The organism is Rheinheimera hassiensis, assembly GCF_022436675.1.
Lineage (GTDB): Bacteria > Pseudomonadota > Gammaproteobacteria > Enterobacterales > Alteromonadaceae > Alishewanella > Alishewanella hassiensis.
In genome coordinates this window covers 38,788-62,665 of record NZ_JAKUJZ010000002.1, presented here as the reverse complement: position 1 = coordinate 62,665, position 23,878 = coordinate 38,788, and the positions used below count along the sequence as shown (strand labels likewise).

The 23,878-nt window shown below is 49.8% G+C and carries 24 protein-coding genes; 9 read left to right on the top strand and 15 right to left on the bottom strand.

All coding sequences use genetic code 11. The features are described from left to right. Positions 1 to 34 precede the first annotated feature (34 nt). Entirely contained in the window at positions 35 to 892 is an 858-nt protein-coding gene (gene folD, locus MJX74_RS03125) for a bifunctional methylenetetrahydrofolate dehydrogenase/methenyltetrahydrofolate cyclohydrolase FolD (RefSeq protein ID WP_240220838.1), read from the top strand. 33 nt (positions 893 to 925) lie between these two features. Here folD and MJX74_RS03120 read toward each other — a convergent pair whose 3' ends face one another. The 4 genes from MJX74_RS03120 to MJX74_RS03105 are packed head-to-tail and all read right to left on the bottom strand — an operon-like array spanning position 926 to position 5,219. After that, positions 926 to 2,011 (bottom strand): ABC transporter ATP-binding protein, encoded by a 1,086-nt coding sequence (locus MJX74_RS03120; RefSeq protein WP_240220837.1) that lies wholly within the window; start codon positions 2,009 to 2,011, stop codon positions 926 to 928. Between the two features lie 12 nt (positions 2,012 to 2,023). Beyond that, complete coding sequence (locus tag MJX74_RS03115; protein ID WP_240220836.1) at positions 2,024 to 2,953, bottom strand: carbohydrate ABC transporter permease; 930 nt, start codon at positions 2,951 to 2,953, stop codon at positions 2,024 to 2,026. After that, positions 2,954 to 3,841 (bottom strand): carbohydrate ABC transporter permease, encoded by an 888-nt coding sequence (locus MJX74_RS03110; protein WP_240220833.1) that lies wholly within the window; start codon positions 3,839 to 3,841, stop codon positions 2,954 to 2,956. After that, on the bottom strand, positions 3,834 to 5,219 hold the full coding sequence (locus tag MJX74_RS03105) for an ABC transporter substrate-binding protein (RefSeq protein WP_240220831.1): 1,386 nt from the start codon (positions 5,217 to 5,219) through the stop codon (positions 3,834 to 3,836). Before MJX74_RS03105 ends, MJX74_RS03110 begins: the two co-directional genes overlap by 8 nt. A 316-nt stretch (positions 5,220 to 5,535) precedes the next feature. On the opposite strand from MJX74_RS03105, the gene MJX74_RS03100 reads away from it, so the two are divergent. Beyond that, positions 5,536 to 6,525 carry a Gfo/Idh/MocA family protein gene (locus MJX74_RS03100; protein ID WP_240220829.1) on the top strand — a complete coding sequence of 330 codons (990 nt, stop codon included), beginning with the start codon at positions 5,536 to 5,538 and terminating at the stop codon, positions 6,523 to 6,525. 108 nt (positions 6,526 to 6,633) lie between these two features. Here MJX74_RS03100 and MJX74_RS03095 read toward each other — a convergent pair whose 3' ends face one another. The 5 genes from MJX74_RS03095 to MJX74_RS03075 form a co-directional block, all read right to left on the bottom strand. Next, positions 6,634 to 6,954: a type II toxin-antitoxin system PrlF family antitoxin gene (locus tag MJX74_RS03095; RefSeq protein WP_240220827.1), complete on the bottom strand. Its 321-nt coding sequence runs from the start codon at positions 6,952 to 6,954 to the stop codon at positions 6,634 to 6,636. A gap of 83 nt (positions 6,955 to 7,037) precedes the next feature. Next, positions 7,038 to 7,499: a hypothetical protein gene (locus tag MJX74_RS03090; protein ID WP_240220825.1), complete on the bottom strand. Its 462-nt coding sequence runs from the start codon at positions 7,497 to 7,499 to the stop codon at positions 7,038 to 7,040. Next, positions 7,496 to 8,449 (bottom strand): ParA family protein, encoded by a 954-nt coding sequence (locus MJX74_RS03085; protein WP_240220823.1) that lies wholly within the window; start codon positions 8,447 to 8,449, stop codon positions 7,496 to 7,498. Before MJX74_RS03085 ends, MJX74_RS03090 begins: the two co-directional genes overlap by 4 nt. A gap of 415 nt (positions 8,450 to 8,864) precedes the next feature. Next, positions 8,865 to 9,668, bottom strand: coding sequence for a ThuA domain-containing protein (locus MJX74_RS03080; protein ID WP_240220820.1), 804 nt, complete (start codon positions 9,666 to 9,668; stop codon positions 8,865 to 8,867). After that, a complete protein-coding gene (locus tag MJX74_RS03075) occupies positions 9,665 to 10,324 on the bottom strand; it encodes a mannitol dehydrogenase family protein (protein ID WP_240220818.1) in 660 nt (219 codons plus the stop codon). Before MJX74_RS03075 ends, MJX74_RS03080 begins: the two co-directional genes overlap by 4 nt. Before the next feature lie 304 nt (positions 10,325 to 10,628). Here MJX74_RS03075 and MJX74_RS03070 point away from each other — a divergent pair, with 304 nt between their 5' ends. Further along, complete coding sequence (locus MJX74_RS03070) at positions 10,629 to 11,651, top strand: LacI family DNA-binding transcriptional regulator (protein ID WP_240220816.1); 1,023 nt, start codon at positions 10,629 to 10,631, stop codon at positions 11,649 to 11,651. 32 nt (positions 11,652 to 11,683) lie between these two features. Here the strand turns inward: MJX74_RS03070 and iolB are convergent, their stop codons facing one another. Both iolB and MJX74_RS03060 read right to left on the bottom strand, forming a co-directional pair. Then, a complete protein-coding gene (gene iolB, locus MJX74_RS03065) occupies positions 11,684 to 12,490 on the bottom strand; it encodes a 5-deoxy-glucuronate isomerase (protein WP_240220814.1) in 807 nt (268 codons plus the stop codon). Positions 12,491 to 12,500: 10 nt separating this feature from the next. Beyond that, complete coding sequence (locus MJX74_RS03060) at positions 12,501 to 13,358, bottom strand: MurR/RpiR family transcriptional regulator (RefSeq protein ID WP_240220811.1); 858 nt, start codon at positions 13,356 to 13,358, stop codon at positions 12,501 to 12,503. A gap of 142 nt (positions 13,359 to 13,500) precedes the next feature. Between MJX74_RS03060 and MJX74_RS03055 the strand changes: the two genes are divergently transcribed. The 6 genes from MJX74_RS03055 (at position 13,501) to MJX74_RS03030 (ending at position 20,162) form a co-directional block, all read left to right on the top strand. Continuing rightward, positions 13,501 to 15,408, top strand: coding sequence for a bifunctional 5-dehydro-2-deoxygluconokinase/5-dehydro-2-deoxyphosphogluconate aldolase (locus MJX74_RS03055; protein WP_240220809.1), 1,908 nt, complete (start codon positions 13,501 to 13,503; stop codon positions 15,406 to 15,408). A gap of 49 nt (positions 15,409 to 15,457) precedes the next feature. Then, the gene (iolD, locus tag MJX74_RS03050; protein WP_240220807.1) at positions 15,458 to 17,299 is read left to right on the top strand and encodes a 3D-(3,5/4)-trihydroxycyclohexane-1,2-dione acylhydrolase (decyclizing); all 1,842 of its coding nucleotides are present in this window, start codon (positions 15,458 to 15,460) and stop codon (positions 17,297 to 17,299) included. Positions 17,300 to 17,315: 16 nt separating this feature from the next. Continuing rightward, positions 17,316 to 18,815 carry a CoA-acylating methylmalonate-semialdehyde dehydrogenase gene (locus MJX74_RS03045; protein ID WP_240220805.1) on the top strand — a complete coding sequence of 500 codons (1,500 nt, stop codon included), beginning with the start codon at positions 17,316 to 17,318 and terminating at the stop codon, positions 18,813 to 18,815. 89 nt (positions 18,816 to 18,904) lie between these two features. Then, positions 18,905 to 19,138 carry a CopG family transcriptional regulator gene (locus tag MJX74_RS03040; protein WP_068229951.1) on the top strand — a complete coding sequence of 78 codons (234 nt, stop codon included), beginning with the start codon at positions 18,905 to 18,907 and terminating at the stop codon, positions 19,136 to 19,138. Beyond that, positions 19,125 to 19,388 carry a type II toxin-antitoxin system RelE family toxin gene (locus MJX74_RS03035; protein WP_240220802.1) on the top strand — a complete coding sequence of 88 codons (264 nt, stop codon included), beginning with the start codon at positions 19,125 to 19,127 and terminating at the stop codon, positions 19,386 to 19,388. Before MJX74_RS03040 ends, MJX74_RS03035 begins: the two co-directional genes overlap by 14 nt. Before the next feature lie 36 nt (positions 19,389 to 19,424). Beyond that, positions 19,425 to 20,162 (top strand): hypothetical protein, encoded by a 738-nt coding sequence (locus MJX74_RS03030; RefSeq protein ID WP_240220800.1) that lies wholly within the window; start codon positions 19,425 to 19,427, stop codon positions 20,160 to 20,162. Positions 20,163 to 20,441: 279 nt separating this feature from the next. Here MJX74_RS03030 and MJX74_RS03025 read toward each other — a convergent pair whose 3' ends face one another. The 4 genes from MJX74_RS03025 to MJX74_RS03010 form a co-directional block, all read right to left on the bottom strand. Beyond that, positions 20,442 to 21,446 (bottom strand): YiiX/YebB-like N1pC/P60 family cysteine hydrolase, encoded by a 1,005-nt coding sequence (locus MJX74_RS03025; RefSeq protein WP_240220799.1) that lies wholly within the window; start codon positions 21,444 to 21,446, stop codon positions 20,442 to 20,444. A gap of 57 nt (positions 21,447 to 21,503) precedes the next feature. Then, positions 21,504 to 21,977, bottom strand: coding sequence for a hypothetical protein (locus MJX74_RS03020; protein WP_092791552.1), 474 nt, complete (start codon positions 21,975 to 21,977; stop codon positions 21,504 to 21,506). Between the two features lie 98 nt (positions 21,978 to 22,075). Then, positions 22,076 to 22,708, bottom strand: coding sequence for a hypothetical protein (locus MJX74_RS03015; protein WP_240220798.1), 633 nt, complete (start codon positions 22,706 to 22,708; stop codon positions 22,076 to 22,078). 204 nt (positions 22,709 to 22,912) lie between these two features. Continuing rightward, entirely contained in the window at positions 22,913 to 23,872 is a 960-nt protein-coding gene (locus MJX74_RS03010) for an alpha/beta hydrolase (protein WP_240220797.1), read from the bottom strand. Positions 23,873 to 23,878 lie beyond the last annotated feature (6 nt).

The following is a 23,878-nucleotide window of genomic DNA, read 5'->3' as shown; positions in this document are numbered from 1 at the left end:
TAACACAGTAAAATCATGGCAGAGACGTAAGCAAATGACAGCACAAATTATTGATGGCAAAGCCGTTGCCCAGGCAACAAAAGATAAAGTTGCCGCTCAGGTTCGCGCCCGGGTTGCAGCAGGTAAAAGAGCACCGGGCTTAGCCGTAGTGCTGGTAGGGGTAAACCCGGCGTCCCAGGTTTATGTAGGCAGCAAGCGCAAGGCTTGTGAAGAAGTTGGCTTTCATTCTGTATCTTACGACTTACCCTCTGATACCACTGAACAACAGCTGCTGGAATTAATTGATAAATTAAATAACGACAACACTGTAGACGGTATTCTGGTGCAGCTGCCGTTACCTGCCGGCTTAGATTCATCCGCCATTTTAGAGCGCATAAACCCGCACAAAGACGTCGACGGCTTTCACCCATACAATATTGGACGTTTAGCCCAGCGCATGCCAGCGCTGCGCTCCTGCACGCCTAAAGGCATTATGACACTGCTGCAAAGCACCGGTGTTAATGTAAAAGGTATGGATGCAGTTGTCGTGGGTGCCTCCAACATTGTTGGCCGGCCAATGGCGCTGGAGCTATTACTGGCAGGTTGTACTACAACGGTTTGCCACAAATTTACCAAAAACCTGGAAGCGCAGGTACGCCGTGCTGATTTGCTGGTTGTAGCTGTAGGCCGGCCGGAATTTATTCCGGGCGACTGGGTAAAACCGGGCGCCCTGGTTATTGATGTGGGTATTAACCGGCTGGACAGCGGTAAACTGGTAGGCGATGTGGAATACGGCGCAGCGGTAAAGCATGCGCGCTATATCACTCCGGTGCCAGGCGGTGTAGGCCCGATGACGGTGGCCAGTTTAGTTGAGAATACACTGGAAGCCTGTGAGCTGTATCACGACAGATAACTTGTCATAGCAGGCATCCTAATGCAGCGGGGCCTACCCCGCTGCTTGCTCTATCGCAGGTTTACGCAGCAGCCGCTGGCCTTTGTCACTAAACAGAAAGCAACTGGCGGCATCAAATTGCAGGTTTACCTGTATATCTGCAGCCAACTCGCAGTCGCCTTCAACCCTTACTACCAGTTGTTCCATGGTGGCATTATGCAGGTGTACAAAGCTTTCCACTCCTAAGCGTTCAACCACATCAACAGTCCACCCTCCCTGAGTGCTGGTAGCCTGCAGTTTTAAATGCTCTGGCCGGATACCCAATTGCAAATCGTTGCCACTGGTATAGCCATTACCAATGTCTACCACCTGACCAGACTGCAAATAAAAGTTGTTGCCCTGTAATTTGCCACGGAGCAGGTTCATTTTAGGCACACCGATAAACTGCGCGACAAAAGTATTTTCCGGCTCACGATACAACTGCATCGGCTTACCCAACTGAGATACATAACCGTTGTGCAGTACAATAATTTTCTGTGCCATGGTCATCGCTTCTACCTGATCATGAGTCACATATACCACCGTAGAACCGAACTCGCGGTGCAACCGCATTAGCTCAGTGCGCATTTGTACGCGTAATTTTGCATCCAGATTAGATAATGGCTCATCAAACAAAATCACTTTTGGTCGCTTAACAATAGCCCGGCCAATCGCCACCCGCTGGCGCTGCCCGCCAGACAGGGCAGCAGGTTTACGCTCCAGCAAATGCTCCAGTTCCAGCATTTGGGCCGCCTCCATTACCCGCCGTTTAATTTCAGCTTTATCTACTTTTTTTAATGCCAGAGCAAAACCTATATTTTCTTCTACCGTCATGTGCGGATACAGCGCATAAGACTGAAACACCATGGCAATTTCACGCTGATCCGGCGACACATGGTTCATCACTTTGCCGCCAATGCGCAGCTCACCGCTGCTGATATCTTCCAGCCCCGCTATCATGCGTAGCAAGGTCGATTTACCGCAACCAGACGGCCCGACAATAACGGCAAACTCGCCTTGATCAATAGTGACACTAATACCTTTGACTACTTCGGTGCCAAGGTAATTCTTTTTTATATCAATTAGTTCAATATGAGACATAACAAAATCCTGTTAACCTTTCACGCCGCCAGAGAAAGTCTGAGTCAGGAACTTTCTGGCAAAAGCAAATGCAATAACAGCCGGCAGAGTATAAATAACAGCCAGCGCGGTTAAAAAGCCGTAATCAATAGCGTCTACCCGCAAGAAAGCGCGGAACATGCCCAGTGGCAATGTTTGCAGCTCTGGTGACGAGGTAAACATCAGTGGCATTAAAAAATCGCCCCAGGCGTTAATAAAGGCAAATAAGCCAGCAGCGGCAAAACCCGGTAACGCCAGTGGTATTAGCACATGGCGCACGGTTTGCCACTGACTGGCGCCATCAAGCGCAGCGGCTTCCTCATAGTCTTTCGGGATAGCATCAAAGAAGGTTTTCATAATCCAGATAGCCAGCGGTAATTGCATGGCGCAGTGGATCAGAATTAAGCCCAAATAACCGTCAATAAAAGAGAACATCCGGCTTAGCATCTGTTGTTGCTCTACATCGGCGGTAAACTGGTTAATCAGGCCATTTATCCAGTCATTTAAAAACAGCATCACTTTGTACACCGGCACTATCAGTGCTGGTGGTGGCACTATCCGCACCAGAATAATGCCGTACAGCAGCGGCCGCTTCCACCAGGCCTGAGTACGCGACAACGCATAGCCGCCAAAGCCGGCAAAAATCAGGGTTAAAATAGTGGCACTGCCAACAATCACCACAGAGTTAAGCACCCAGCGCATACCACTTTCGTTAGCAAAAATATTTTTGAAATGATCCAGCGTAACGCCCTGCGGAATTTGTAAAAACTGGCTGGCTTTGGGATCAAAGGCCGCCAGCACTACCCAGAAAAACGGCATCATACAAAACAGCGAAATCAGCACCAGCGTCAGATACGCCCGCCGCTGTGATGCATGATGCGTTACAGTAACGTCTTCAGAGGAAGACCGGACAACAGCAACCATCTAAACCTCCACCTTCAGGGCTTTAACATAAATAATCCCAAGGATCATCGACACCACTAAACTCACCACAGCCACAGCGGCACCATAGCCCAGTTGAAATGCAGTAAACGACTGATTGTAAATATAAATACCCAGTATTTCGGTGCTGTTAGCAGGTCCACCGCGGCTAAGGGTGTACACCAAGCCGAAAATAGCAAAGGTGGTTACCGTAGAAATAAACATATAGAGGAAGATTGTAGGCATCATCATGGGCACAGTAATACGCCAAAACACCTGGGTATCAGTAGCACCATCAACCCTCGCCGCTTCATAAATATCTTTAGGGATTGCCGCTAAACCCGACGTTAACAAGATCATGGCGAAGGCAATACCGCGCCAGGTATTGACGATAATGATCGACAGTAGCGGGAAGGTATACAGCCATTGCTGCGGATCGACACCAAACCAGGCAACAAAACGATTTAATGTACCGTACTCACCGCTGGCAAACATTGAGATCCATAAAAAGCCCACTACCATTTCCGGCACGGCATTGGGCAGGCAGATAATGGCATTAAAAATGGGCTTATAACGTACCGGCCGTTGTAGCGCCAGGGCAGATAAAAACCCCAGCACAAACTGGCCGATAACGGCAGAGCCAATGACAAAAATCAATGTCACTTTCAGTGAGTTCCAAAACAGCGGATCACCAAATAAACGGCTGAAATTGCGCAGGCCAACAAAAGAAGATTCTTGCGCAGCAAAACCCAGTAAAGCATCGTCAGTAAGGCTTAAGCTAAAAGCATAAAAGGCTGGAAATACAATAAAAGCCGCCATCAGCAATAAAGCCGGAGCCATCATAAAACGGTAACCAAGCTGACGGCGGTTTTCGTAAGTCAGTTTAATCATGCTGCTTACCTCCTTTTGGCAGCGCTGCCACCGTCAGCTGTGGCTTTACCTGCTGATCACCTAATACATTGGTTACATAATCAATCAGTTGTTGTTGCGCCTGGCCGGCGTCTGAACGGCCGGTAAGCACAGCTTCAGAGGCTTGCGCTACGCCGGCCATCATCGCATTGGCACCCACCGTAGTGCGCAGCGCACGCGCTTGCGGTAACAACGCATGATCTTCCATCCGGCTGCCCAGCGCCGCAAAACCCGGATGCTGCGCCGCGTCCAGACGGGCCGGCACATTGCCCAATTTTTCTGCATAAACCAGCGCCACATCAACCTCGCCCAGCGCCAGCACCAGTTGCTGTGCCAGTTGCTGCTGGCGTGATTTAGCATTAACGCCCCAGGAATACACTACCGAGGCCAACGCAAAAGGCTCGCCACCATCGGCACTGGGAAATTTCCAGGTTTGCACTGCCTTGTCCACATTAGGGATCGGGTTACGGCTGTCCGGCCCCCAGTCGAATACTTTGCACCAGCTACCACAGGTGGTAATCAGCAACTGGCCTTTGGGAAACATTTCATATTTCGGGATAACCCAGGGTTCAGGGTTAAGTAAGGGTTTTACCGGCATCAACTGTTGTTGTACCAGGGTTTGGTAAAAATCAAAGGACGCACGCACCGCCTCACCTGCCAACACATACTGATTATCCACATTCAGTAACTGGTAATCGCTGAAGCTGGCCAGTAAATAGCGAAAGCCTTCGGTATAGCTACCCATGCCCCAGGTTAGCCCCGCTGGAATTAACAACGGGTACTGGCCCAGTTGCTGTTTAATTTGCTGGCTGCGTGACAGTAAATCCTGCCAGCTTTGCGGCTGTGCGGTGCTGATACCTGCTGCCGTCAGTAAATCATGCCGGTAGTACAGTTGTTCTACCGCCACGATAGAAGGCACCACATACACCTGCTCATCAAAGCTGGCACGGGTTAGCTGTTTAACCAGCTCAGGCAAATGCTGATACCCAGGCCACTGTTCAACAGCGTCTGTAAGGTTGGCCAGATATCCGGCAGCAGCCAGATCGTCCATTTGTAAATCACGGGGAATAGTAAACACATCGGGCGCATTGCCAGCGCGTAGTTCAGTCACCAGCTTAGTGAAATAATCCTGCGGCGGTGCCGGATATTCCACTATTTTCAGGTACACACCCAATTCGGCCTCAAGTGCCGGTTTTAGCTGCTGTAATGCCTGTATCCGTGCAGTACGGTGTTCAGCAATTACCAGCGTGGGCAGATCTTGCCGTTGAGCTGATGGAGACTCCCCCCACCACCAGCCAACAGCTGCGACGAGCACTGCACCCAAAGGCAGCAGTACCAGAGATTTAGTCGTCCAGCTCATAGTCTAGCTCTTTAATTTTGTTGCACTTTAGTGCATTTCTGTTTGCCGGTTATCTGTGCCCCTGAGGAGCTACACTAACACGACTATTTTTTGTACTAATTACCCTGTCTGTTTTGATAATACGCTTATTGACACCGGTGTCAATATGCAATTTAATGGTGCAGTTAGGCATAGCAAAGCGCACTAATCTAAGGCAGATTGTGTAACAACAGGTGTTGCAGGCTAATGCATAAAGCGCAGAATTTGATCAGCAATGCACGACAAAATGATGCTGCCGTGCAATGGCAACTATCCTTGCAGCATCTGGGAGAGCGAAGTGGAATTAAAACTGGCAATTATCGGCTGTGGCACCAAAGCCACTCAATATATTCAAACCTGGATAGTGCGTTCTGATATTCAGTTGCTTGGCGTGATGGACCCCAATGGTAAAGCCATGGACAACGTCTGCCACATCGCAGCTGAAGCAGGCAAAACTGCCCCACTCTGTTTTGATAGCTGGCAAACGTTGTTAAAAGACCAGCACCAGCAACTGGATGCCGTCTATATCTGTACTCCGCATGCCAATCACGCCGAACAAGCCTTGCTGGCGCTGGAGTTAGGGTTGGACGTACTGCTGGAAAAACCTATGGTAACCAGTGTGGCTGAAGCTGAAGCTTTAGCGGCTGCACAGCAAAAATCCGCTAAAACTCTGGTGGTGGCTTATCAGGGCGGTTTATCACCGCTGGTGCAAGAGCTGAAAGATGCCATTGCCAACCAAAAATACGGCGCTTTAGTTAGCATTAATGCAGCAATTTGGGAAGACTGGGCCGACAAATACCAAGGCCACTGGAAACAAGTACCTGAAATTTCCGGCGGCGGTTTTATGTTTGATACCGGCGCCCATATGATGAACACGGTATCTAAAATCACCAGTAAACCCTTCTCCCGCATCAGCGCCATTATGCATAACCACGGCTTTCCGGTGGATGTAGTGACAAGCGTTTCAGGCGAATTAAATGACGGCACCCTGTTTAACCTGCATGCCTGCGGCCGCAGCATCCGCTGTGTATCCCGTATCGAGTGCTTCTTCCCACAAGCCATAGTGCGCATTTGCGCCTGGGGCCGCTGGATGGAAATAGAGGATGCACAGGGTAACGTGGTACGTAAAGATCAAGAAGCCGCCAACAACCTGATGAATGTATTTATGCAAAGTCGTAACGGCGAAATAGAAAACCCATCCGACGTCCAACAAGGCCTGCGCATGGCCCAGTTATGGGATGCGATAAAATTATCCGCCAGCCAGCATGGCGTGCCGGTAACGCTATAAAAATTAATGGGTCAGAGCTTTGGCTCTGACCTCATGATTGTTAGTTAGATAACGGCTTACAGACTCTGGTCATCACGCTGTAACCCATTGCTGCAAATCATTGATAAATCAGATAACAACATCGCCATCAATACTGTCGTCCAGACAGGCTTTATACAAGGATTGCTTTTCCATAGCCTGAACTAATTCAGCAGGAAGAGACTGAATATGTTTGCCTGCCTGAATGTCCTGCGTTAACAGATTAAGAAAAGCGCCGATAGCCGGATCCTGATGTTCGTGCTCTGCCCGGCGCACGGTAATATTGCCATCTTCATGCAAATCAAACGCAATCTTACCGCCTATATCAACTCCCAGTGCTTGCCGGATGTGTTTAGGCAGGGTGATCTGGCCTTTAGAGGTAAGGGTCGCAAGCTGATGTATGGCAGGCATCTCTGATCTCCTGTGTGAATCTCATACTCTAAAGCAATTTCGGGCGAGCGATAAAATTGCGCCTACTACATTCGTTACACTTTTCAACTTGAACTACGTGCGACCCTTCCTATTGCTTGGTGTGTTTTCTCGTTATCAATAAGATTCTGAAGTTTTAAGCGCAATGCCTCCTTCGATAGTTTTGAAATAGTCCCTTTTGTGACACTGAATCGAATTTCAGCAATTTTAGCCAGCTGCACTTTTGTAGAATCTTCCAAAGCCAAAAGTTTTTCTAAATCCTCATTGCTGAGTTTATGAATCTCGCTATCCGACATGCTGATTCGAGCTCTCCGAGCCTCTCGTTTCGCAGAGAAAGATGAGCCGAATATTTGATTTAAAAGCTCTGGGTTGCAACTATTCAGATGGTCAAGCAACTTCTGATAGGCTAATAGCAGCGCAGGATCAGCATCAGCGATTTGTAATCCTCGCAAAGTGTTGTTAACTGATTTGACCAACTGTTGAAAATTCGGTCTGATCTCATCATTTTTAACTTCTCTGCTTTTCACTGCTTTATCCTGCTTTCAATTTCGACACAAACTTCTTGCATCATACTTACAACCTGATCCGATACGTTTGCCTGGATGCCTTGCTGGTTCCATACCGGCCAACCAGCATTTATTGATTCTGGAACACCTGTTAAGTGCTTCACAACAGATTTAAGGACATCACTTTTCCATTGTTTTCTCAGTGCTGCAATTTGCTCGGTATGTATATTAGTTAGCCCAGAAGCAGCATTCCCGGCAGTCTTTGCCATGAATGGAACAATGCCAGCTAATTTAGTTGTTGGAACGAAGGCTTTGGGGACATCGTTTGCAGTAATGCCTGCCGCATCTTTAAGAAAAGCGAGTTTCTTATCGATTTTTTCGGTGACCAGATTCTTGAAGTGAGTAACGCCTCGACTCGATAACTCGTCTGGTATCACAGGTATTACAAAGTAGTCGCTTGCAGCGAGAGCATTTTGGCTTACCAGCTTAGTCGCCGGAGGACAGTCAAAAACGATATAGTCGTATTTCGTGTTTGCTTCTACTGCGTCTAGCCATTCCGCCAACAATGTCCTCTTCGTCCACTCAGAGACCGTAGGTCCTCCCATCGTAGTGGATGCCATCTCGATTTCAGTGTCGTCCAGTTCAAATTGAGCAGGCAAAAGATCAAGGTTTGGATAGAGATTGTAATTAGGCTGTCTTTGATGGAGAACATTACCAATGATAATCTCTGGACCCGGCATAGATATTTTTCGGTTACAGAAAGACTCAAAAATTCGGTTACACGTCTTTCCGGAGTTCCTGCATTCTTCCCACAATGTACCTCCGAGTAGAGCTATGGACATGCTAGATTGATGGTCAATGTCTACAACCAAGACCTTCGCTTTTTCGGCGAGATGAGTAGCAAGATGAAAGGCAAGAGTTGTTTTACCCACCCCACCCTTGAAGTTAATTATGGAAATCTTTATCGCCATTAATGTTTACTCATCAAGCCAAGTGTCGATGTAAACAGTATATCAATAAGAGCCCAGTATTAGTCAATGCGTATGAAATATCTCTCAGGGTTAAGGCCTGCCCTTTTTCCGAGAAATCAGAATCAAACAAAAATTGCCTAATTAATAAAAATTTATCACTAGTTCACTCTCACCTAATTGTGTGTCTAACCTGAAAAGTTAGTCGCAAGGCGCATGAGTTGCTATTAAATAAACTCATGCGCGGCAGCTGAAGATTTCAGCCATGCTGAAATCTTATATAAAGTGTCAGGCAACAGAAATGGGGTAATTTTCTATACATTTACTATGGGAGAACAAGCTGAAAGCAATAAAAGCCAGAGCCAAAGCTCTGACCCATTAAGTTTTACAAAGTCACTTGTACGCCATCCTGGCGTGGCTATTTTTCTGCCTTCTTCGCAGCCTTCTCCGCCAGCATCAACTTACGCGGCTTTTTAAAGTAAGTTTGTTTCGGTGCCCCCTCTTCCAATGGCACCGGCCGGCCCCAGTTGCCCAGCATCCAGCCACTTTGATGCGGCTGATGCGCCCACTGAATGGCATTGGCCAGAATTTGGATAATATGTGGGTTGCGGTAAATCGGGAAGGTTTCATGTCCCGGTGAGAAGAAAAAAATCCGCCCGCGCCCACGCTGAAAGGTACAGCCACTGCGCAGTACTTCACCGCCCTGATACCAGGAGTTAAAAATCAGCTCGTCCGGCTCAGGGATATCAAAAGGCTCACCGTACATTTCTGACTGTGGCAGCTCAATTTGCGGTGGAATATTATAAGCAATAGGATGCGACGGTTTCAGACACCACACCCGCTCCCGTTCGCCGCCTTCTGCCTCACGCCAGCTCAGGTTACAACTGGTGCCCATCAGCCGTTTAAATAACTTGGCATGATGGCCGCTGTGTAGCACTATCAAGCCCATACCGGCCAATACCCGCGCCTGTAATTGATCAATCAGTGCATCGCTCAGCTCATCGTGGTATCTGTGGCCCCACCAAATCGCCACTTCAGTTTGCTCAATACGCTCTGCCGGCCAGCCTTGTTCAGGGTCGTCTAAGGTTGCCAGCGTTAAATCAAAACCGTAGGGCGCTAAATTATCGACAATACAGCCACCAATCGTCTCGGGGTACACTTCCTGCACGTCGGCGTCTTCTTTTTCATGACGGCACTCATTCCACACCGTAACCTTAATCATACTTGTCCTCCGGCTAAACGCGGCGCAGCTGAGTAATCCTGCACTTCCAAAACTAAAGTTTGCAGCGCCGTTACCACGCCGTTTGCCAAAATATAACTTAGCCAGTAGGTTAGCCGGTCGCGAAACACTGCATTGTCGCGCAGCGTAGCTGAAAACAGCGGAGTAACCAGCAGATACTGTGCAACCAGCTCGTCGATATGATCCCAGTGCTGCAGCCGTATTTGCATCAAGCGCTCAGCCAACGGATCAATCACATCCAGCGTATCGCCTTTAGCATCAAACCCCATGCTAAAGCGCAGCCAGGCTGCCAGAGTAAAACACAACGCCTCAATGCCCTGCCCGGTTGCCAGCCGCTGCTCTGCAGTGGCCAGAATCCCGGGCAATAATTGCTGTGAACCGTTTTGCGTAAGTTGCAGTAAACTTTTTTCGTCCGCCACTGTGGCCAGTTGCTGCAGCACGGCTGCGGTATCCGCCAGCATGGGTGCCGTTGCCAGTTCATAGTGCAATAAATGCTGTAGATAACGGGCAAACAGCGGATTAGCCAGCGCCTGATGCACATAACTGTAACCAGCCAGCGTTCCGGCATAGGCCAAAGCTGTATAGGCACCATGCAGCAGCTGTGGGCTGGCCTGTTTAATAGGGTCAACTTCAGTCACCAAAAGTACTCCTGCCAAGCATAAATAAACCCAATAGCAACAGACCAGCCGGGCTATTGGCAATAATAAATTTTATAATGCAAATTGACACCGGTGTCAATTTGCATTATAGCTAGAACCTTTGTCAAGCTGACCGCAATAAGTCACTGTGCCAGCGGGTTTTACCCGCCAGAATATACAGCGCAGTAGCCTGTGCCAATTTAACCACCAGAGACAGGGTGGTGCAGTTATACCGGCAACTTATTACGGCTTAAGGCTAAGTAGTATTCATTTGCTTGCTCCAGAACAGAGGTGTTGCCAAAACATGTCATCAGTAACCATTAACGATGTGGCGCGTCATGCCGGTGTATCGAAAAAAACCGTGTCGCGCGTGATCAACAATGAAATTAATGTGTCGGAAGAAACCCGCACTAAGGTGATGGCAGTTATTCACCAACTGGGGTTTAAGCGCAACCCACTGGGTATGGCACTGGCCAAAAACCGTTCGCTGTTTATTGCCTTGCTGGCCGACAACCCCAGCCCCGGCTATTTGCAAAAACTGCAAAAAGGCATTCTGCAATGCTGTAGCGAAGAACATATGGGGCTGTTTCTTTACGACTGCAATTACCGCTCGCCAACATTGGTGTATGAAATTGAAGAATTTATTGATAACACCCTGGCCGATGGCCTGATCCTGGTGCCGCCGCTTAGCGACAAGCAAGACCTGCTGGACATGCTGCAGCGCAAAAGGGTGCGCTATATCCGCATTGGGCCTAAAGATCAGGACAGTGGCGATTGCGTAAGTTTTAACGGTGTCAAAGCCGCTTACGAGATGACGCAATATCTGCTGCGCCTGCACCACAAAGACATTGCTTTTGTGCTGGGCCATCCGGATCAGGAATCCAGCCACCGCTGTGAAAGGGGCTTTCGTAATGCCATCGCCGATGCCGGTATCACGCTGAATGAACAGCTGGTTGTGCAAGGCTATTACACGCATCAGTCGGGCGTAGACGCCGCTGCCACACTGCTTAGCCGCACGCCCCGCCCTACCGCTATTTTGGCGGCCAACGATGAAATGGCGGTGGGTGTATTGTACGAAGCTCACCGTCGCGGTATCAAAATACCGGAAGAGCTGTCGGTTTGTGGTATTGACGATATCTCGCTTACCACCAAAGTGTGGCCAAACCTGACGTCGATGCGCCAACCCATTAATGCCATTGGTTACCGGGCGGCGTTTAAACTGATTAAAAAACTTAAAGGCGAAACGGCAGCGGGCAATGACGGCGGCGCGGATATATTTGACTGCGAACTGATCGTACGGGAATCGACCAGCCAACCTGGCCGGTGAAATAACCTGCACTAAAGCTGAGCGCAGTGTTGTCATTTTTTTATGATCCATTCATGTTGCGGATCATTTTTAAACACCCACTGCCGGCTTGGGCCCGCCATCACATTCAGATAATACAGCTCGTAACCGTGCGGTGCGCCAACCGGATGATAGCCTTCCGGCACCAGCACCACGCTGTTATGCTCTACGCAAATGGTTTCATCTATACGCCGATCATCGGTATACACCCGCTGAAAGGCAAAGCCCTGGCTGGGGTTAAGCTTATGGTAGTAGGTTTCTTCCAATGCACTTTCCTGTGGAATAGCATCGGTATCATGCTTATGCGGCGGATAGCTCGACCAGTGTCCCGGCGGCGTAATCACTTCAGTAATCAGCAGCCGCTCAGCCGGTAAATTGCCAAATAAAATATTACATACCTGGCGGGTATTAGTGCCCTGGCCACGGGTTTCCTGCACACAGTCATCCGGCGTAATAAGCCGTACCGGCAACCCCCCCTGCGCCGGTGCCCGGCAAAGTGCCAGTTCCAACTCTGTGATCGCAGTTACCGTAAGTGTTTCGCCCGGCGGTAAATACAGTGCATAAGGTGGCACAGCATCAAATACGCTGTTACGTGCCCCAACGCTGGTAAAACGCTGTTCCAGCGTGGCTAAATCAGCGCGGCCGGATAACAGCACAGCGCACAGCTCGGTGCTGTGGCCGCTGATAAACTTTGCACTCTGGCCCGGTTTAAGTAGCACTACATCAAAACCCACGTAATCCCAATGGGCGTTTTGCGGTGTAATATGCTGAATCACACCGCTGGCATCAGCCGCCATAGGTTTACGGTGTAAATAGGACATAGTGAGCTCCTTAGCCGGCAGGTTTTGCTGCTGCAGCCAGAGCTTCAGCATCGTGAATAAGCGCCAGCACCAGGGCCTGGATCAGGCTCATGCTGGCATTTAATGACCGAAACGAATGCACTTCGGCTTCGCGTACCAGCAGGGCAACGTCAGCCTGCGCGGTTAAAGGGCTTAACCGGTGATCGGTAATCACAATAATGCGGCAACCCGCTGCCGCCGCCCGGCTGATTACCTGCTGGGTTTCTGCCGCGTAAGGCGCAAAACTGATGGCTAGCAGCACGTCATCGGCACCGAGTAAATTCAGCGGGCCGGTTTGCATATAACCTACACCATCGAGCAAATGCACCGGCAAACCGGTATTGCTTAGCAAATAACCGGCGTAACTGGCTACCGGGTAAGAGCGTCTTGCGCCCTGTATATGAATAAGCCGGGCTTTGGCCAGCAGCTCGCAGGCTTGTTGCAATAAGCCAGCGTCCAGCTCATCACACAACTGCACCATAGCCGCTTCATTTGCCGCGGCAATTTGCTGCAAATAACGCACCCCGGCTTGAGTCACCGGTACAGACTGGTCCTGCTGCACAGCCACTATGCGGCTTTGGTAATCCGGGCTGGTTTGCAGCAAACGGTTTTTAAACAGCTTTTGCATTTCAGTAAAACCAGAAAAACCAAAAGCATTAGCAAAACGCACCAACGCCGAGGCATGCACACCAGCACCTTGCGCAATGGTTGCTGTAGTGCCAAAGGCAACAGTGTCGGGGTGCGCCAGCAAATAACGCGCAACCAGCTGCAGCCGGTTACTCAGCAGCTGAAAACGTTGCTCAATTAGTTGTTCCAGTTCCTGCTGGCTATTACACACCGGTGCTTCCACCCTGTTACCTCTGTGACGGCGATTTGCTGATGAATCGAGTCTAACTCAATAAAACAAATATTCCAAGTATTGTATAAATAGAAAATTCATTCTAATCTAGGTTGATTATTTCCTCACCAGAAAAATTCTTGGGAGATGTGGTGTGAATAAAACTCTGGATGTCATCTGTTTAGGCCGGGCCTCAGTTGATTTGTACGGCCAGCAAATTGGCGACCGGTTGCAGGATATCGCTTCTTTTGCCAAATCGCTTGGCGGTTCGTCATGTAATATCGCCTTTGGCGCCGCCCGCTTAGGGCTTAAAGCCTCAATGCTTACCCGGGTTGGCGACGAACAGTTCGGCCAGTTTATCCGCGAAGAACTGGCCCGCGCCGGCTGTGATACCAGCCATGTGGTTACCGATCCAGAGCGGCTAACCGCGCTGGCAATTTTGTCGATTAAAACCAAACAGCAGTTTCCGCTGTTGTTTTACCGGGCCGACTGCGCTGATATGGCTATTGATGTCAGCGATTTTGACGAGGCCTATATCGCCTCCAGCAAAGCGCTGTTGATCACCGGCACCCACTTTTCTACTGTCCATGTTGATAAGGTGGCGCGCCACGCTATCAATTATGCCCGCCGCAACCAGACTAAAGTAATTCTGGATATCGACTACCGGCCGGTACTGTGGGGCCTGGCGCGGCCCGGCGAAGGCGACAACCGCTTTGTGTCCAATGACAATGTCACCGCCCATCTGCAATCTATAGTGCCGCTGTGCGATTTAATTGTCGGCACCGAAGAAGAGGTGCATATCGCCGGTGGCAGCACCGATACCATCGCCTGTTTAAAAACGCTGCGCCAGCTCACTGACGCCGTTATCGTGCTAAAACGTGGCGCTCAGGGCTGCAGCATTTTTGAAGGCCAGATCCCCAACTCGCTGGACGATGCCTTTTTTGCCCAGGGCGTGCAGGTAGAGGTATTAAATGTATTAGGTGCCGGCGATGCTTTTATGGCCGGCTTTTTACGCGGCTGGCTGCGCGATGAAAGTTACGAACGCTGCTGTGCCTGCGCCAATGCCTGTGGTGCTTTAGTGGTGTCGCGCCATGGCTGCGCCCCTGCCATACCCACGCCGGAAGAGCTGGATTATTATCTGGCGCAGCAACACAACATTAGCCGGCCGGATCTTGATCCACAACTGAACTACCTGCACCGGGTAACCACCCGTTACCCGGTCAGCTGGCCGGAACTTTGTATTCTGGCCTTTGATCACCGCAAGCAGTTTGTCGACATGGCCGAAGCTGCCGCGGCGCCGCTGTCGCGCCTGCCTAAATTAAAGCAACTTATTCTTGCTGCTTACCAGCAGGAAGTTGCGCAGCAGCAACTGCCGGTGCAGGCCGGAGTACTGATTGACGATACCTTCGGCCAGGATGCATTGAACGATGTTACCGGCACCGGCTGGTGGATTGGCCGCCCGGTTGAAGTACCGGCATCACGCCCGTTGGAACTCGAAGGCGGCCGCTCTATCGGCTCACGCTTAGTCAGTTGGCCGCGCTCGCATATTGTTAAATGCCTGGTGTTTATGCACCCGCAGGATGAAGCGGCACTTTGGCAGCAACAATGCCGCCAGCTGGACGAACTGTACCGGGCCTGTTGTGTGTCAGGTCATGAACTGCTGCTTGAAGTGATCCCACCGGCCGGTTCGGCCTGCAGCGATAGCACGGTGGCTGAAGCCATGCAGCTGATTTATCAACAAGGCATAAAGCCAGATTGGTGGAAACTTCCGTCACAAAGCCCGGCGGGTTGGCAGTTGGTATCAGAGCTTATCGCCAAAGAGTCACCACATTGCCGCGGCGTGATACTGCTGGGGCTGGACGCCCCCGCTAACGAATTGATGCAGGCCTTTCGCAACAGCGCGGCTTTTCCGATTTGCCGCGGCTTTGCCATTGGCCGCACTATTTTTGCCAAAGCCAGTCAGGACTGGCTGGCCGGCAAGCTGGATGATGCAGGCTTGCAGCAGCAAATCCGCCACAATTACCGGGCGCTAACCCAGGCCTGGCTGGCGCGTAAGAGTTAAGCTCGTAACGACGAGGCTCGTAAGGACTAAGCTCGTAAGGAAAAACTTAATGACAGACAAAATCCGTTTAACCGCCGCCCAGGCACTGGTAAAGTTTCTGGCAGCGCAATATATCGTCACGCCAGACAGCACTGAGCCCAAACCGCTATTTGCTGGCGTATTTGCTATTTTCGGTCACGGTAATGTGGCTGGCCTGGGGGAAGCGTTGTATCAGGTACGTGAGCAGTTACCCACGCTGCGCGCCCATAACGAACAGGGTATGGCACATGCCGCCATCGCCTTTGCTAAAGCCAATAACCGCCAGCGGCTAATGGCCTGTACCTCATCGGTCGGCCCCGGCGCTACCAATATGGTTACCGCCGCCGCCCTGGCCCATGCCAACCGCTTACCGGTGCTGTTTTTAGCCGGTGATCACTTTGCCAACCGCAAACCCGATCCGGTGTTGCAGCAAATTGAAAACTTTAGTAACCCCATGATTGCCGCTACCGACTGCTTTATTCCGGTTAGCCGTTATTTTGATCGCATCAACCGGCCAGAGCAGCTTATTCACTCTTTACCGGTAGCGATACAAACCCTGCTTGATCCAGTTAATTGTGGCCCGGTCACACTGGCACTGCCGCAAGATGTGCAGGCCGAAGCCTTTGATTACCCCGCGTCGCTGTTTACAAAACGCGTACACCGCATCCGCCGCCCCGCTGCCGACGAACATGAACTGGCCGATGCGCTGATACAGTTACTAAAGGCCCGCAAACCACTGATTATTGCCGGAGGCGGCGTTCATTACAGCGGAGCATGCCGGGCACTGGCCGAGTTTGCTGAGCAGCATCAGATCCCGGTTGCCGAAACTCAGGCCGGTAAAGGCGCCCTACCCTGGCAGCATCCTTGTGCCGTCGGCGGTATTGGCGTTACCGGTTCAGCAGCCGCCAACCAACTGGCAGCCGAAGCCGATGTTATTCTGGCTGTCGGCAGTCGCCTGCAGGATTTTACCACCCAGTCCCGCACCGGCTTTGCCGGTAAACCTCTGCTGCAGCTTAATATTGCTGCCTTTGACGCCGCCAAACACCATGCCGTACCGCTGGTGGGTGATGCTGCCCTGCTGCTCACGCAGCTGCATAAAGCACTGCCCCTTTGGCAAAGCGAAAACGGCTGGCTGGCGCATGCCCAGCAGCTAAACCAGCAATGGCAGCAGCGTTACGACCAGCTGACCAAAGCACCCGTCAGCGCAGTATTGCCCAGCGATGCCCAGGTGCTGGGCGCAGTTAAACGCCAGTCGGCAAAAAGCGATGTGATTGTTTGTGCTGCCGGTGGTTTGCCGGGCGAGTTGCATAAACTGTGGCGCGCTGAGGGGCCCGGCAGCTACCACGTTGAATATGGTTTTTCCTGTATGGGCTACGAAATTGCCGGTGGCCTCGGTGTAAAACTGGCGCAGCCAGAACGCGAAGTCATAGTGGTGGTGGGAGACGGCTCCTACCTGATGCTGAATTCTGAACTGGCTACCTCAGTGTTGCTAAAACAAAAAATTATCGTGGTACTGCTGGATAACCGTGGTTTTGGCTGTATTAACCGGCTGCAACGCGGCACCGGCAATGCCGCCTTTAACAACCTGTGGGACGACTGTGCAGCCGATGCGCCGGATATCGACTTTGCAGCCCATGCCAAAGCCTTGGGCGCGCTAAGCGAACGGGTAGCCGACATTGCCGCACTGGAGCAGGCACTGCAACGTGCCCGCGCGGCAAAGCGCAGTTACCTGATTGAAATAAAAACCGATCCACAGCAAAGCACCGACAATAGCACCTGGTGGGATGTGGCAATACCACAGGTATCAAACGAGGCCACAGTGCAGCAGGCACTTGAGGATTATCAGCGTAAACAGCAACAACAACCGTATTAATAGCAAGGATTTACCGATGAAAACCCTAAGTAATTTTATCAATGGTCAGCACCAGCCCAGCAACAGCGGCCGCAGCCAGCCGGTGTATAACCCGGCCACCGGCGAAGCGCAGGCACAGGTTAGCCTGGCCAGTGCCGACGAAACCCGCAGCGCTATAGCGGTAGCAGAAACCGCCTTTAAAAGCTGGAGCCAGGTAACCCCGCTTAACCGTGCCCGGGTAATGTTTAACTTTAAAACCTTGCTGGAGCAACACCGCGACGAGCTGGCAACACTGATAAGCCAGGAGCATGGCAAGGTCTTCTCTGATGCACAGGGCGAGCTGACCCGCGGGTTGGAAGTCGTTGAATTTGCCTGTGGTATTCCGCATCTGCTTAAAGGCGAGCACTCGATGAATGTCGGCCGCGGTGTCGACAGTTTCAGCCTGATGCAGCCCTTAGGCGTTTGTGCCGGTATTACGCCATTTAACTTCCCGGCCATGGTGCCTTTATGGATGTTCCCTATCGCGCTGGCCTGCGGTAATAGCTTTATTCTTAAACCGTCTGAAAAAGACCCATCTGTACCGCTGCGTCTGGCAGAATTGCTGCTGGAGGCTGGTTTACCGGCAGGCGTGTTTAACGTGGTTAACGGTGATAAAGAAGCAGTAGATGTGCTGTTAACCGACTCACGGGTGCAGGCCGTGAGCTTTGTCGGTTCAACTCCGATTGCCGAATATGTCTATGCCACCGGCAGCGCGCACGGTAAACGGGTGCAGGCATTGGGCGGCGCTAAAAACCATATGCTGGTAATGCCCGACGCCGATTTAGGCCAGGTTACCAGTGCGCTGATGGGCGCCGCTTATGGCTCAGCCGGTGAGCGCTGTATGGCGATTTCTGTAGCACTGTGCGTAGGTGACGATGTTGCCGATGCCTTAACAGAACGCCTGCAACAGGAAATTGCCACCCTGCAAACCGGCCCCGGCACAGGTTCGCCAGAGCCACATATGGGCCCGCTGATTAGCCAGCCGCATGCCGATAAGGTGCGCAGCTACATTGATGCCGGCGTCGCCGAAGGCGCTACCTTGCTGGCCGATGGCCGCAAACTGCAGGTGGCCAACCATCCGCAGGGTTATTTCGTTGGGCCAACACTGTTTGATCACGTTAAGCCCGGTATGCGCATTTACCGAGAAGAAATCTTCGGCCCGGTGCTAGCCGTAGTGCGGGTGCCGTCTTTTGCTGACGGCCTTAAACTGATTAACGAGCACGAATTTGGCAACGGCACCGCCATTTTTACCGCCAGTGGCGAAGCCGCGCGCGAATTTGCTGCCCAGGTGCAAGTGGGTATGGTCGGCGTAAACGTGCCTATTCCGGTACCTATGGCATTTCATAGTTTTGGCGGCTGGAAGCGCAGTGTATTCGGCCCGCTCAATATGCACGGCCCCGACGGCGTACGTTTTTACACCCGGATGAAAACCATCACCGCCCGCTGGCCTACCGGCCAGGCAACAACTAACCAGTTCTCGATGCCGACTATGCGCTGATAAGCGCTAATTGGCATCGGTGTTCCTTATGGCGCTATAACGTTATAGCGCTATAATGTCAGTATGTGTACATTGCAACGGGTAGTGATATGAGTTCGCTGTCTAAAAGATCGACCGTATATTTTGCACCGGCAATTCATCAGGCTTTAAAGCTACGCGCGGCAGCAACCGATAGCTCGGTGTCCGAAATTATCGACGAAGCAGTGCGTTTATTAATTGCCGAAGATCAGCAAGATTTAGCCGCCATCGCCGACAGAGTAGCCGAACCGGAAATAAGCTATGAAGCCTTACTTAATGACTTAAAAGCGCATGGCAAAATATAAGCTGGTGTTTAAAAAGTCGGTTGCAAAAGATCTGCGAAGCATCCCTAATACTGACGTTAAAAAAATACTGGCGAAAATTGATACCTTAACGCTCAACCCAAGAGCTGAGGGCTGCATTAAGTTATCCGGGGTAGACAAATACCGTGTACGTCAGGGAATATACCGCATTATTTACCAAATAAGGGACGATCAACTGGTAATCAGCGTAATTAAAATCGGCCATCGTTCTGATGTATATCAAAGTAACTAAGCCGCTTAAATGGCACAACCTGCTACGGGATCCACATTGGATAAAATCACTTTCAAAGACTGGCTCTTTGCCCTGATTGGCCTGCTTTTTACCTTAAGTGGCTTGCTGATTATTCAGAAAGATTTTAATACCGGTATTACAACACTGGTGTTTTTTGGCGCCTGCTTCGCGGTGGCGGCTCACACTATTGTTCGCAAATTGCGCTTACAGCGCCAGTCATTACGGGCTGTAACGGTTGTAGGCGGTGAACCTATCCACGCATCTAAAAAGCGCATCGCTTTGCTCGGTATTGGCATGCTGGCATTTGGCAGCACCCTTATGCTGTTTCAGCCTGACGATAATAAGATTTTTTATGGCATTACCCTGCTGATTGCCCTTACCGGCGCTGTGTTGCTGGTTGGTTTATTTAGCGGCCGCCTGGCGAAAACCTATATCCAGTTCGACCCGTCAGGTTTTACCTTTGGCTACCCCAAAAGCAAAGTTTGCATTCCCTGGGAGGCGATTACCGATTTATCCCGCGGTGAAATCCACAATAATCAGGCGGTATTTCTGTCGGTTGCACCGGAACATATTTTAGTCGAACCGGCGTCGTATCTGGCTAAAGTGAATAAGCAAATGGCGTCATCCCGCAAATGGACCGGTGCTGATTTTGTCATTATGACGTCTACATACGGTATTGATGCGCCAGTGCTAATGGCGGCAATAGAAAGATATATCACCCAGCCAGAAGCCAGAGCAGAACTGCAGGCGTCAACGAAGTTAAGTGAAGGTTGAACACTCTCAAAAACGTGAACCAGTGTTTATTTCGTTATCTGACTGAACATTAACTAATGCCTGCACTGAGTCAAACAGACTTTGATAACAGAAGGTGACTACTCTGTCCGTCTGTTAAGAGCGAAAGCGGACATTAACGCCGCGTTAAGTAGTGAGCAACGCCACCACCATACTTAAACCATTGTGCCGTACATACTGCGGAGAGCGTTTTTGTGTAAAGTGCCGCGCAGCGACACACAAAAACGAGCGTAGCAGTATGTATCGGCGTGCAGCGGTTTGTTAGGTATTTTTAATGACATACTTTGCGGCTTCAATTCGCTTATTCATAAAATCAATTAATTTCTTATATAGATCCATTTTCATCTCAAAATATCTGAGAGGGAAACGGCCCAGAATATTCTGACACATTAGATAGTTGTGACTATAGAGCTGAGCCTGTTTTTCAGCACTTTCTAATTCGAATTCAGCTCGCTCATTTTTATATGCACCGTCTATACCCAAAGACAAGAACAGCTGCCCATTGTACCGCCAAGGATTTCTTTTTAGTTCATAATCAAACATAGTTAGATAGCCCGATTTCACTACAATGTTAGTTATCTCCGCATCATAGGCTTGGTTATCAATTACAAATTGATCCAAGTTTTCAAAGCTTTGTATATCGCTTCGTGTAAGCTCCCTAACTGCTTTTAGAATATAATTTGTTATGTCCGTTTGTCTTTGGATCGGGCTATCACTCCTTGCGAACTCGACTTCATGTTCCTCTGCAATCCGAAGGCAGCCATCTACGATGCTTGTATGCAAAGACTGCTGTAAGTCCTTAGGTGTGCAGTAATCCGAATTGTTAACGAGTCGCAAACCGGCATACTCATAAGATTGTGCTACTAAACGTGAGCAAAACTGCCTATTTAGTTTCTCACCACGGTAAAGAGGATTTCTCGTTCTTACAGCCTCTTTCACTGAATACGACGTTCCTATTTGAGAGCGAGCAAACATTATTGCTTGATCCACATAATTTCCGTCTAATACTCGGCATACCTCAGCATGTTTTTTATTGTCAAAGAGCAATCGCTGAATATTATTTGAATGAACTCCCTGCCCGTCAGAGTGAATAAAACTTCCATCTCCGACATAGAGTATTGCATGAGAAAATTTACTAAAAGTGGATAAGCGAACCGCTTTGCTGATAGCCCCTACCTGAGAAGTCAGGATAATGTCCCCAGGTTTAAGAAAATTCATTTCAAATATATACATTCGATCGGCACTCTTACCTAACGCCCACCACACACGCGAGCAACTTGTTGCGAGTCGAGCGCCCAAAGGGCGCGTTTTTGATGGCGATTGTTAGGAACCAAATTTAACCTTCTTGCAAACTGGTTTATCTTTTTGATTATGGTAGATGCCATAGTAAACCAATTTTTCTTTTAACAATTCGTCGTCTTGAATAGCCAATCCAATCCATTCTTCACCTGGTTCAAGCTTGGCTGGTAATTTGTTGTAACTGCCATCACCATTGATAATAAATTGATTAATTCTCTTTCTGAACCGTTCAAAGTGACTCGATGCAGTAAATCCATAAAAATGTGTAATCGTTGTTGCTGAGCTACCTGTATTAACGGCTTTAACAAATATATATTTTTGCCCCTCGCTTCCCGGAATAGGAGGTTGCAATTCCATATTTGGCGTCACAACAATTTTAATCCTCGCTCCAGACCGAAGAAAAACAACCACATTCCAAATAAGAGCAAAAGAAGCAATTATCGCTCCCCACCAAGCGGCATAATCACTTGCCTCCCATGATGTAAAATCAATAATCATGACTACCCCTTGGTTCCTAAAACTAACGCCCGCAGCATGTGCGGCTTTGAAGTGAAGGCAACGCCGCAACGTAAAAGCCGTCGCCGTGCCTGCGTTTGTTAACTTTTATAACCAAGCTCGCTCCTCATCTGCTTAATTATTGCATCTCGGAGCAAGCCTAGATCCTTGCCCATCTCTACCATTTTTACTTGTGTGGGAGTTTCGAAATTAAACTCACCAGAAATAAACGACTCTGGCGTCATAGACTCTTTTATTTCATGAAGCATCATTGGCTGGAGAGCAAGAATTTCCTTGTACAACGACTCAAACTTATCAAGTAGCTCAGCAAGTGCATCAGAACACACGATCCGCAACCCAACCAGCTCATGCGTTGCTTTCTGAAAGCCTTCCTGAATGCCTTTAGTAAATTCACTCATTGTATTCTGATAATGAACTATCGATTCGGGCGAGGATTCCTCCTTATACAAACGCAACGAAGCTTCAGGTAATGTGCTAGACAAAAATTTGTCATAATCCTGACCAGCCAAACGTGCAGCTTTTTCCATTACCTTAAAATACTCTTGATACTCGGATTTTCTAGTGTCGAACAGCTTTTCTTCACGCTCTCTAGCTATTTTATATTTATGAAGAAGGAACGGAAAAAGTCCGGATGAAAGCAATACCATGGCAGCTGGAATGATATATTTGGGCTCTACCCAAGCCCCAATTAAACTACAAGATTCTTCTACCAATGGCACACGCTCCGAGAAAAGTTAACGCTTATTCGACGGGTCGGCCCGTACTTAAACACGCTCGCCTGCCTTTGTAAATTTAATGTACAAGACACTACACCGCTTCTTTAAAACTTACAATAACTTATCGGTACAGCTTATCAGACTAGGTATTAAGTGCAGCATATACACATGAAGTAACCAGGCGGCTTAGCCGCCTGGTGCTTACTCTTTAACTTTGAACATCCCATGCATTGTTAGCCAGCTTGTGAAGGCATTAAACCAGCCGGTACTGGTGGTTTCTTTGGGGTACATACCAAAGCCGTGACCGCCCTGCTCGTAAAAATGAAACTCGACCGGCTTTTTGGCGGCATGCCAGCTCTTAATCAAACCGAATTCACCATTGGCGAAGAATGGGTCGTCTGCGGCCAGTGCAACAAACAGCGGTGGCGCATCGGCTGGTACTTCTACCGCATCTATCGGACCGTAGATATTGCCAATAAAGGCGGGCCTAGCCTCTTTATCAACGTCTTTATCAACCAGCGTTGTTGCCATGGTAAGCATAGCACCGGCAGAAAAACCTAGCATACCAATACGGTCCGGGTCGATGTTCCACTCTACTGCGCGGCTGCGGATCAGCGCGAAGGCTGCACGGGAGTCTTCCAGTTGCGGCGCGAGACTAGCTTTCATTTGTGCCGGATCAGGCCGCGGCGGCCGGCGCCCGGTTGCCGAAAACATCTCGTCCATCGAACGCTTAAATTCAGCCATATCCGCCGGAGTTTGATTTAAACGATACTTAAGCACAAAGGCTGCAATGCCTTTATCGGCCAGGGCCTGAGCAACCTCCCAGCCTTCGTTATCCATCGACAGGGTGCGAAAACCGCCACCGGGTGCAATGATCACAGCGGCTCCGCTGGCCTTTTTCGGATCAGGCAAAAAGGGTGTCAGCGTGGCAAGGGTAACATTGCGGACAAAGCGGCTGCCATACTGAGAATGCCATGTCTCTGGTGTTTTAGCGCCAGGCAATGGGCCGGTACCGATGTCGATTGCATTGTTTTGTTTCGGCGTCGCAATGGGCGTCATTACATCGTTTGCCTGCGCAACAGCCTGCACCGTAAATAAGCACGCGGCCAGCAGCAAGCTCAGCCGGATGCTGTCATACCTTGGTTTTATTATCTTTTGCATACAATG

Coding starts and splice junctions, on each gene's coding strand:
- folD (WP_240220838.1), top strand. CDS start 35: ATGACAGCACAAATTATTGATGGCAAAGCCGTTGCCCAGGCAACAAAA.
- MJX74_RS03120 (WP_240220837.1), bottom strand. CDS start 2,011: ATGTCTCATATTGAACTAATTGATATAAAAAAGAATTACCTTGGCACC.
- MJX74_RS03115 (WP_240220836.1), bottom strand. CDS start 2,953: ATGGTTGCTGTTGTCCGGTCTTCCTCTGAAGACGTTACTGTAACGCAT.
- MJX74_RS03110 (WP_240220833.1), bottom strand. CDS start 3,841: ATGATTAAACTGACTTACGAAAACCGCCGTCAGCTTGGTTACCGTTTT.
- MJX74_RS03105 (WP_240220831.1), bottom strand. CDS start 5,219: ATGAGCTGGACGACTAAATCTCTGGTACTGCTGCCTTTGGGTGCAGTG.
- MJX74_RS03095 (WP_240220827.1), bottom strand. CDS start 6,954: ATGCCTGCCATACATCAGCTTGCGACCCTTACCTCTAAAGGCCAGATC.
- MJX74_RS03085 (WP_240220823.1), bottom strand. CDS start 8,449: ATGGCGATAAAGATTTCCATAATTAACTTCAAGGGTGGGGTGGGTAAA.
- MJX74_RS03080 (WP_240220820.1), bottom strand. CDS start 9,668: ATGATTAAGGTTACGGTGTGGAATGAGTGCCGTCATGAAAAAGAAGAC.
- MJX74_RS03070 (WP_240220816.1), top strand. CDS start 10,629: ATGTCATCAGTAACCATTAACGATGTGGCGCGTCATGCCGGTGTATCG.
- iolB (WP_240220814.1), bottom strand. CDS start 12,490: ATGTCCTATTTACACCGTAAACCTATGGCGGCTGATGCCAGCGGTGTG.
- iolD (WP_240220807.1), top strand. CDS start 15,458: ATGACAGACAAAATCCGTTTAACCGCCGCCCAGGCACTGGTAAAGTTT.
- MJX74_RS03045 (WP_240220805.1), top strand. CDS start 17,316: ATGAAAACCCTAAGTAATTTTATCAATGGTCAGCACCAGCCCAGCAAC.
- MJX74_RS03040 (WP_068229951.1), top strand. CDS start 18,905: ATGAGTTCGCTGTCTAAAAGATCGACCGTATATTTTGCACCGGCAATT.
- MJX74_RS03035 (WP_240220802.1), top strand. CDS start 19,125: ATGGCAAAATATAAGCTGGTGTTTAAAAAGTCGGTTGCAAAAGATCTG.
- MJX74_RS03020 (WP_092791552.1), bottom strand. CDS start 21,977: ATGATTATTGATTTTACATCATGGGAGGCAAGTGATTATGCCGCTTGG.
- MJX74_RS03010 (WP_240220797.1), bottom strand. CDS start 23,872: ATGCAAAAGATAATAAAACCAAGGTATGACAGCATCCGGCTGAGCTTG.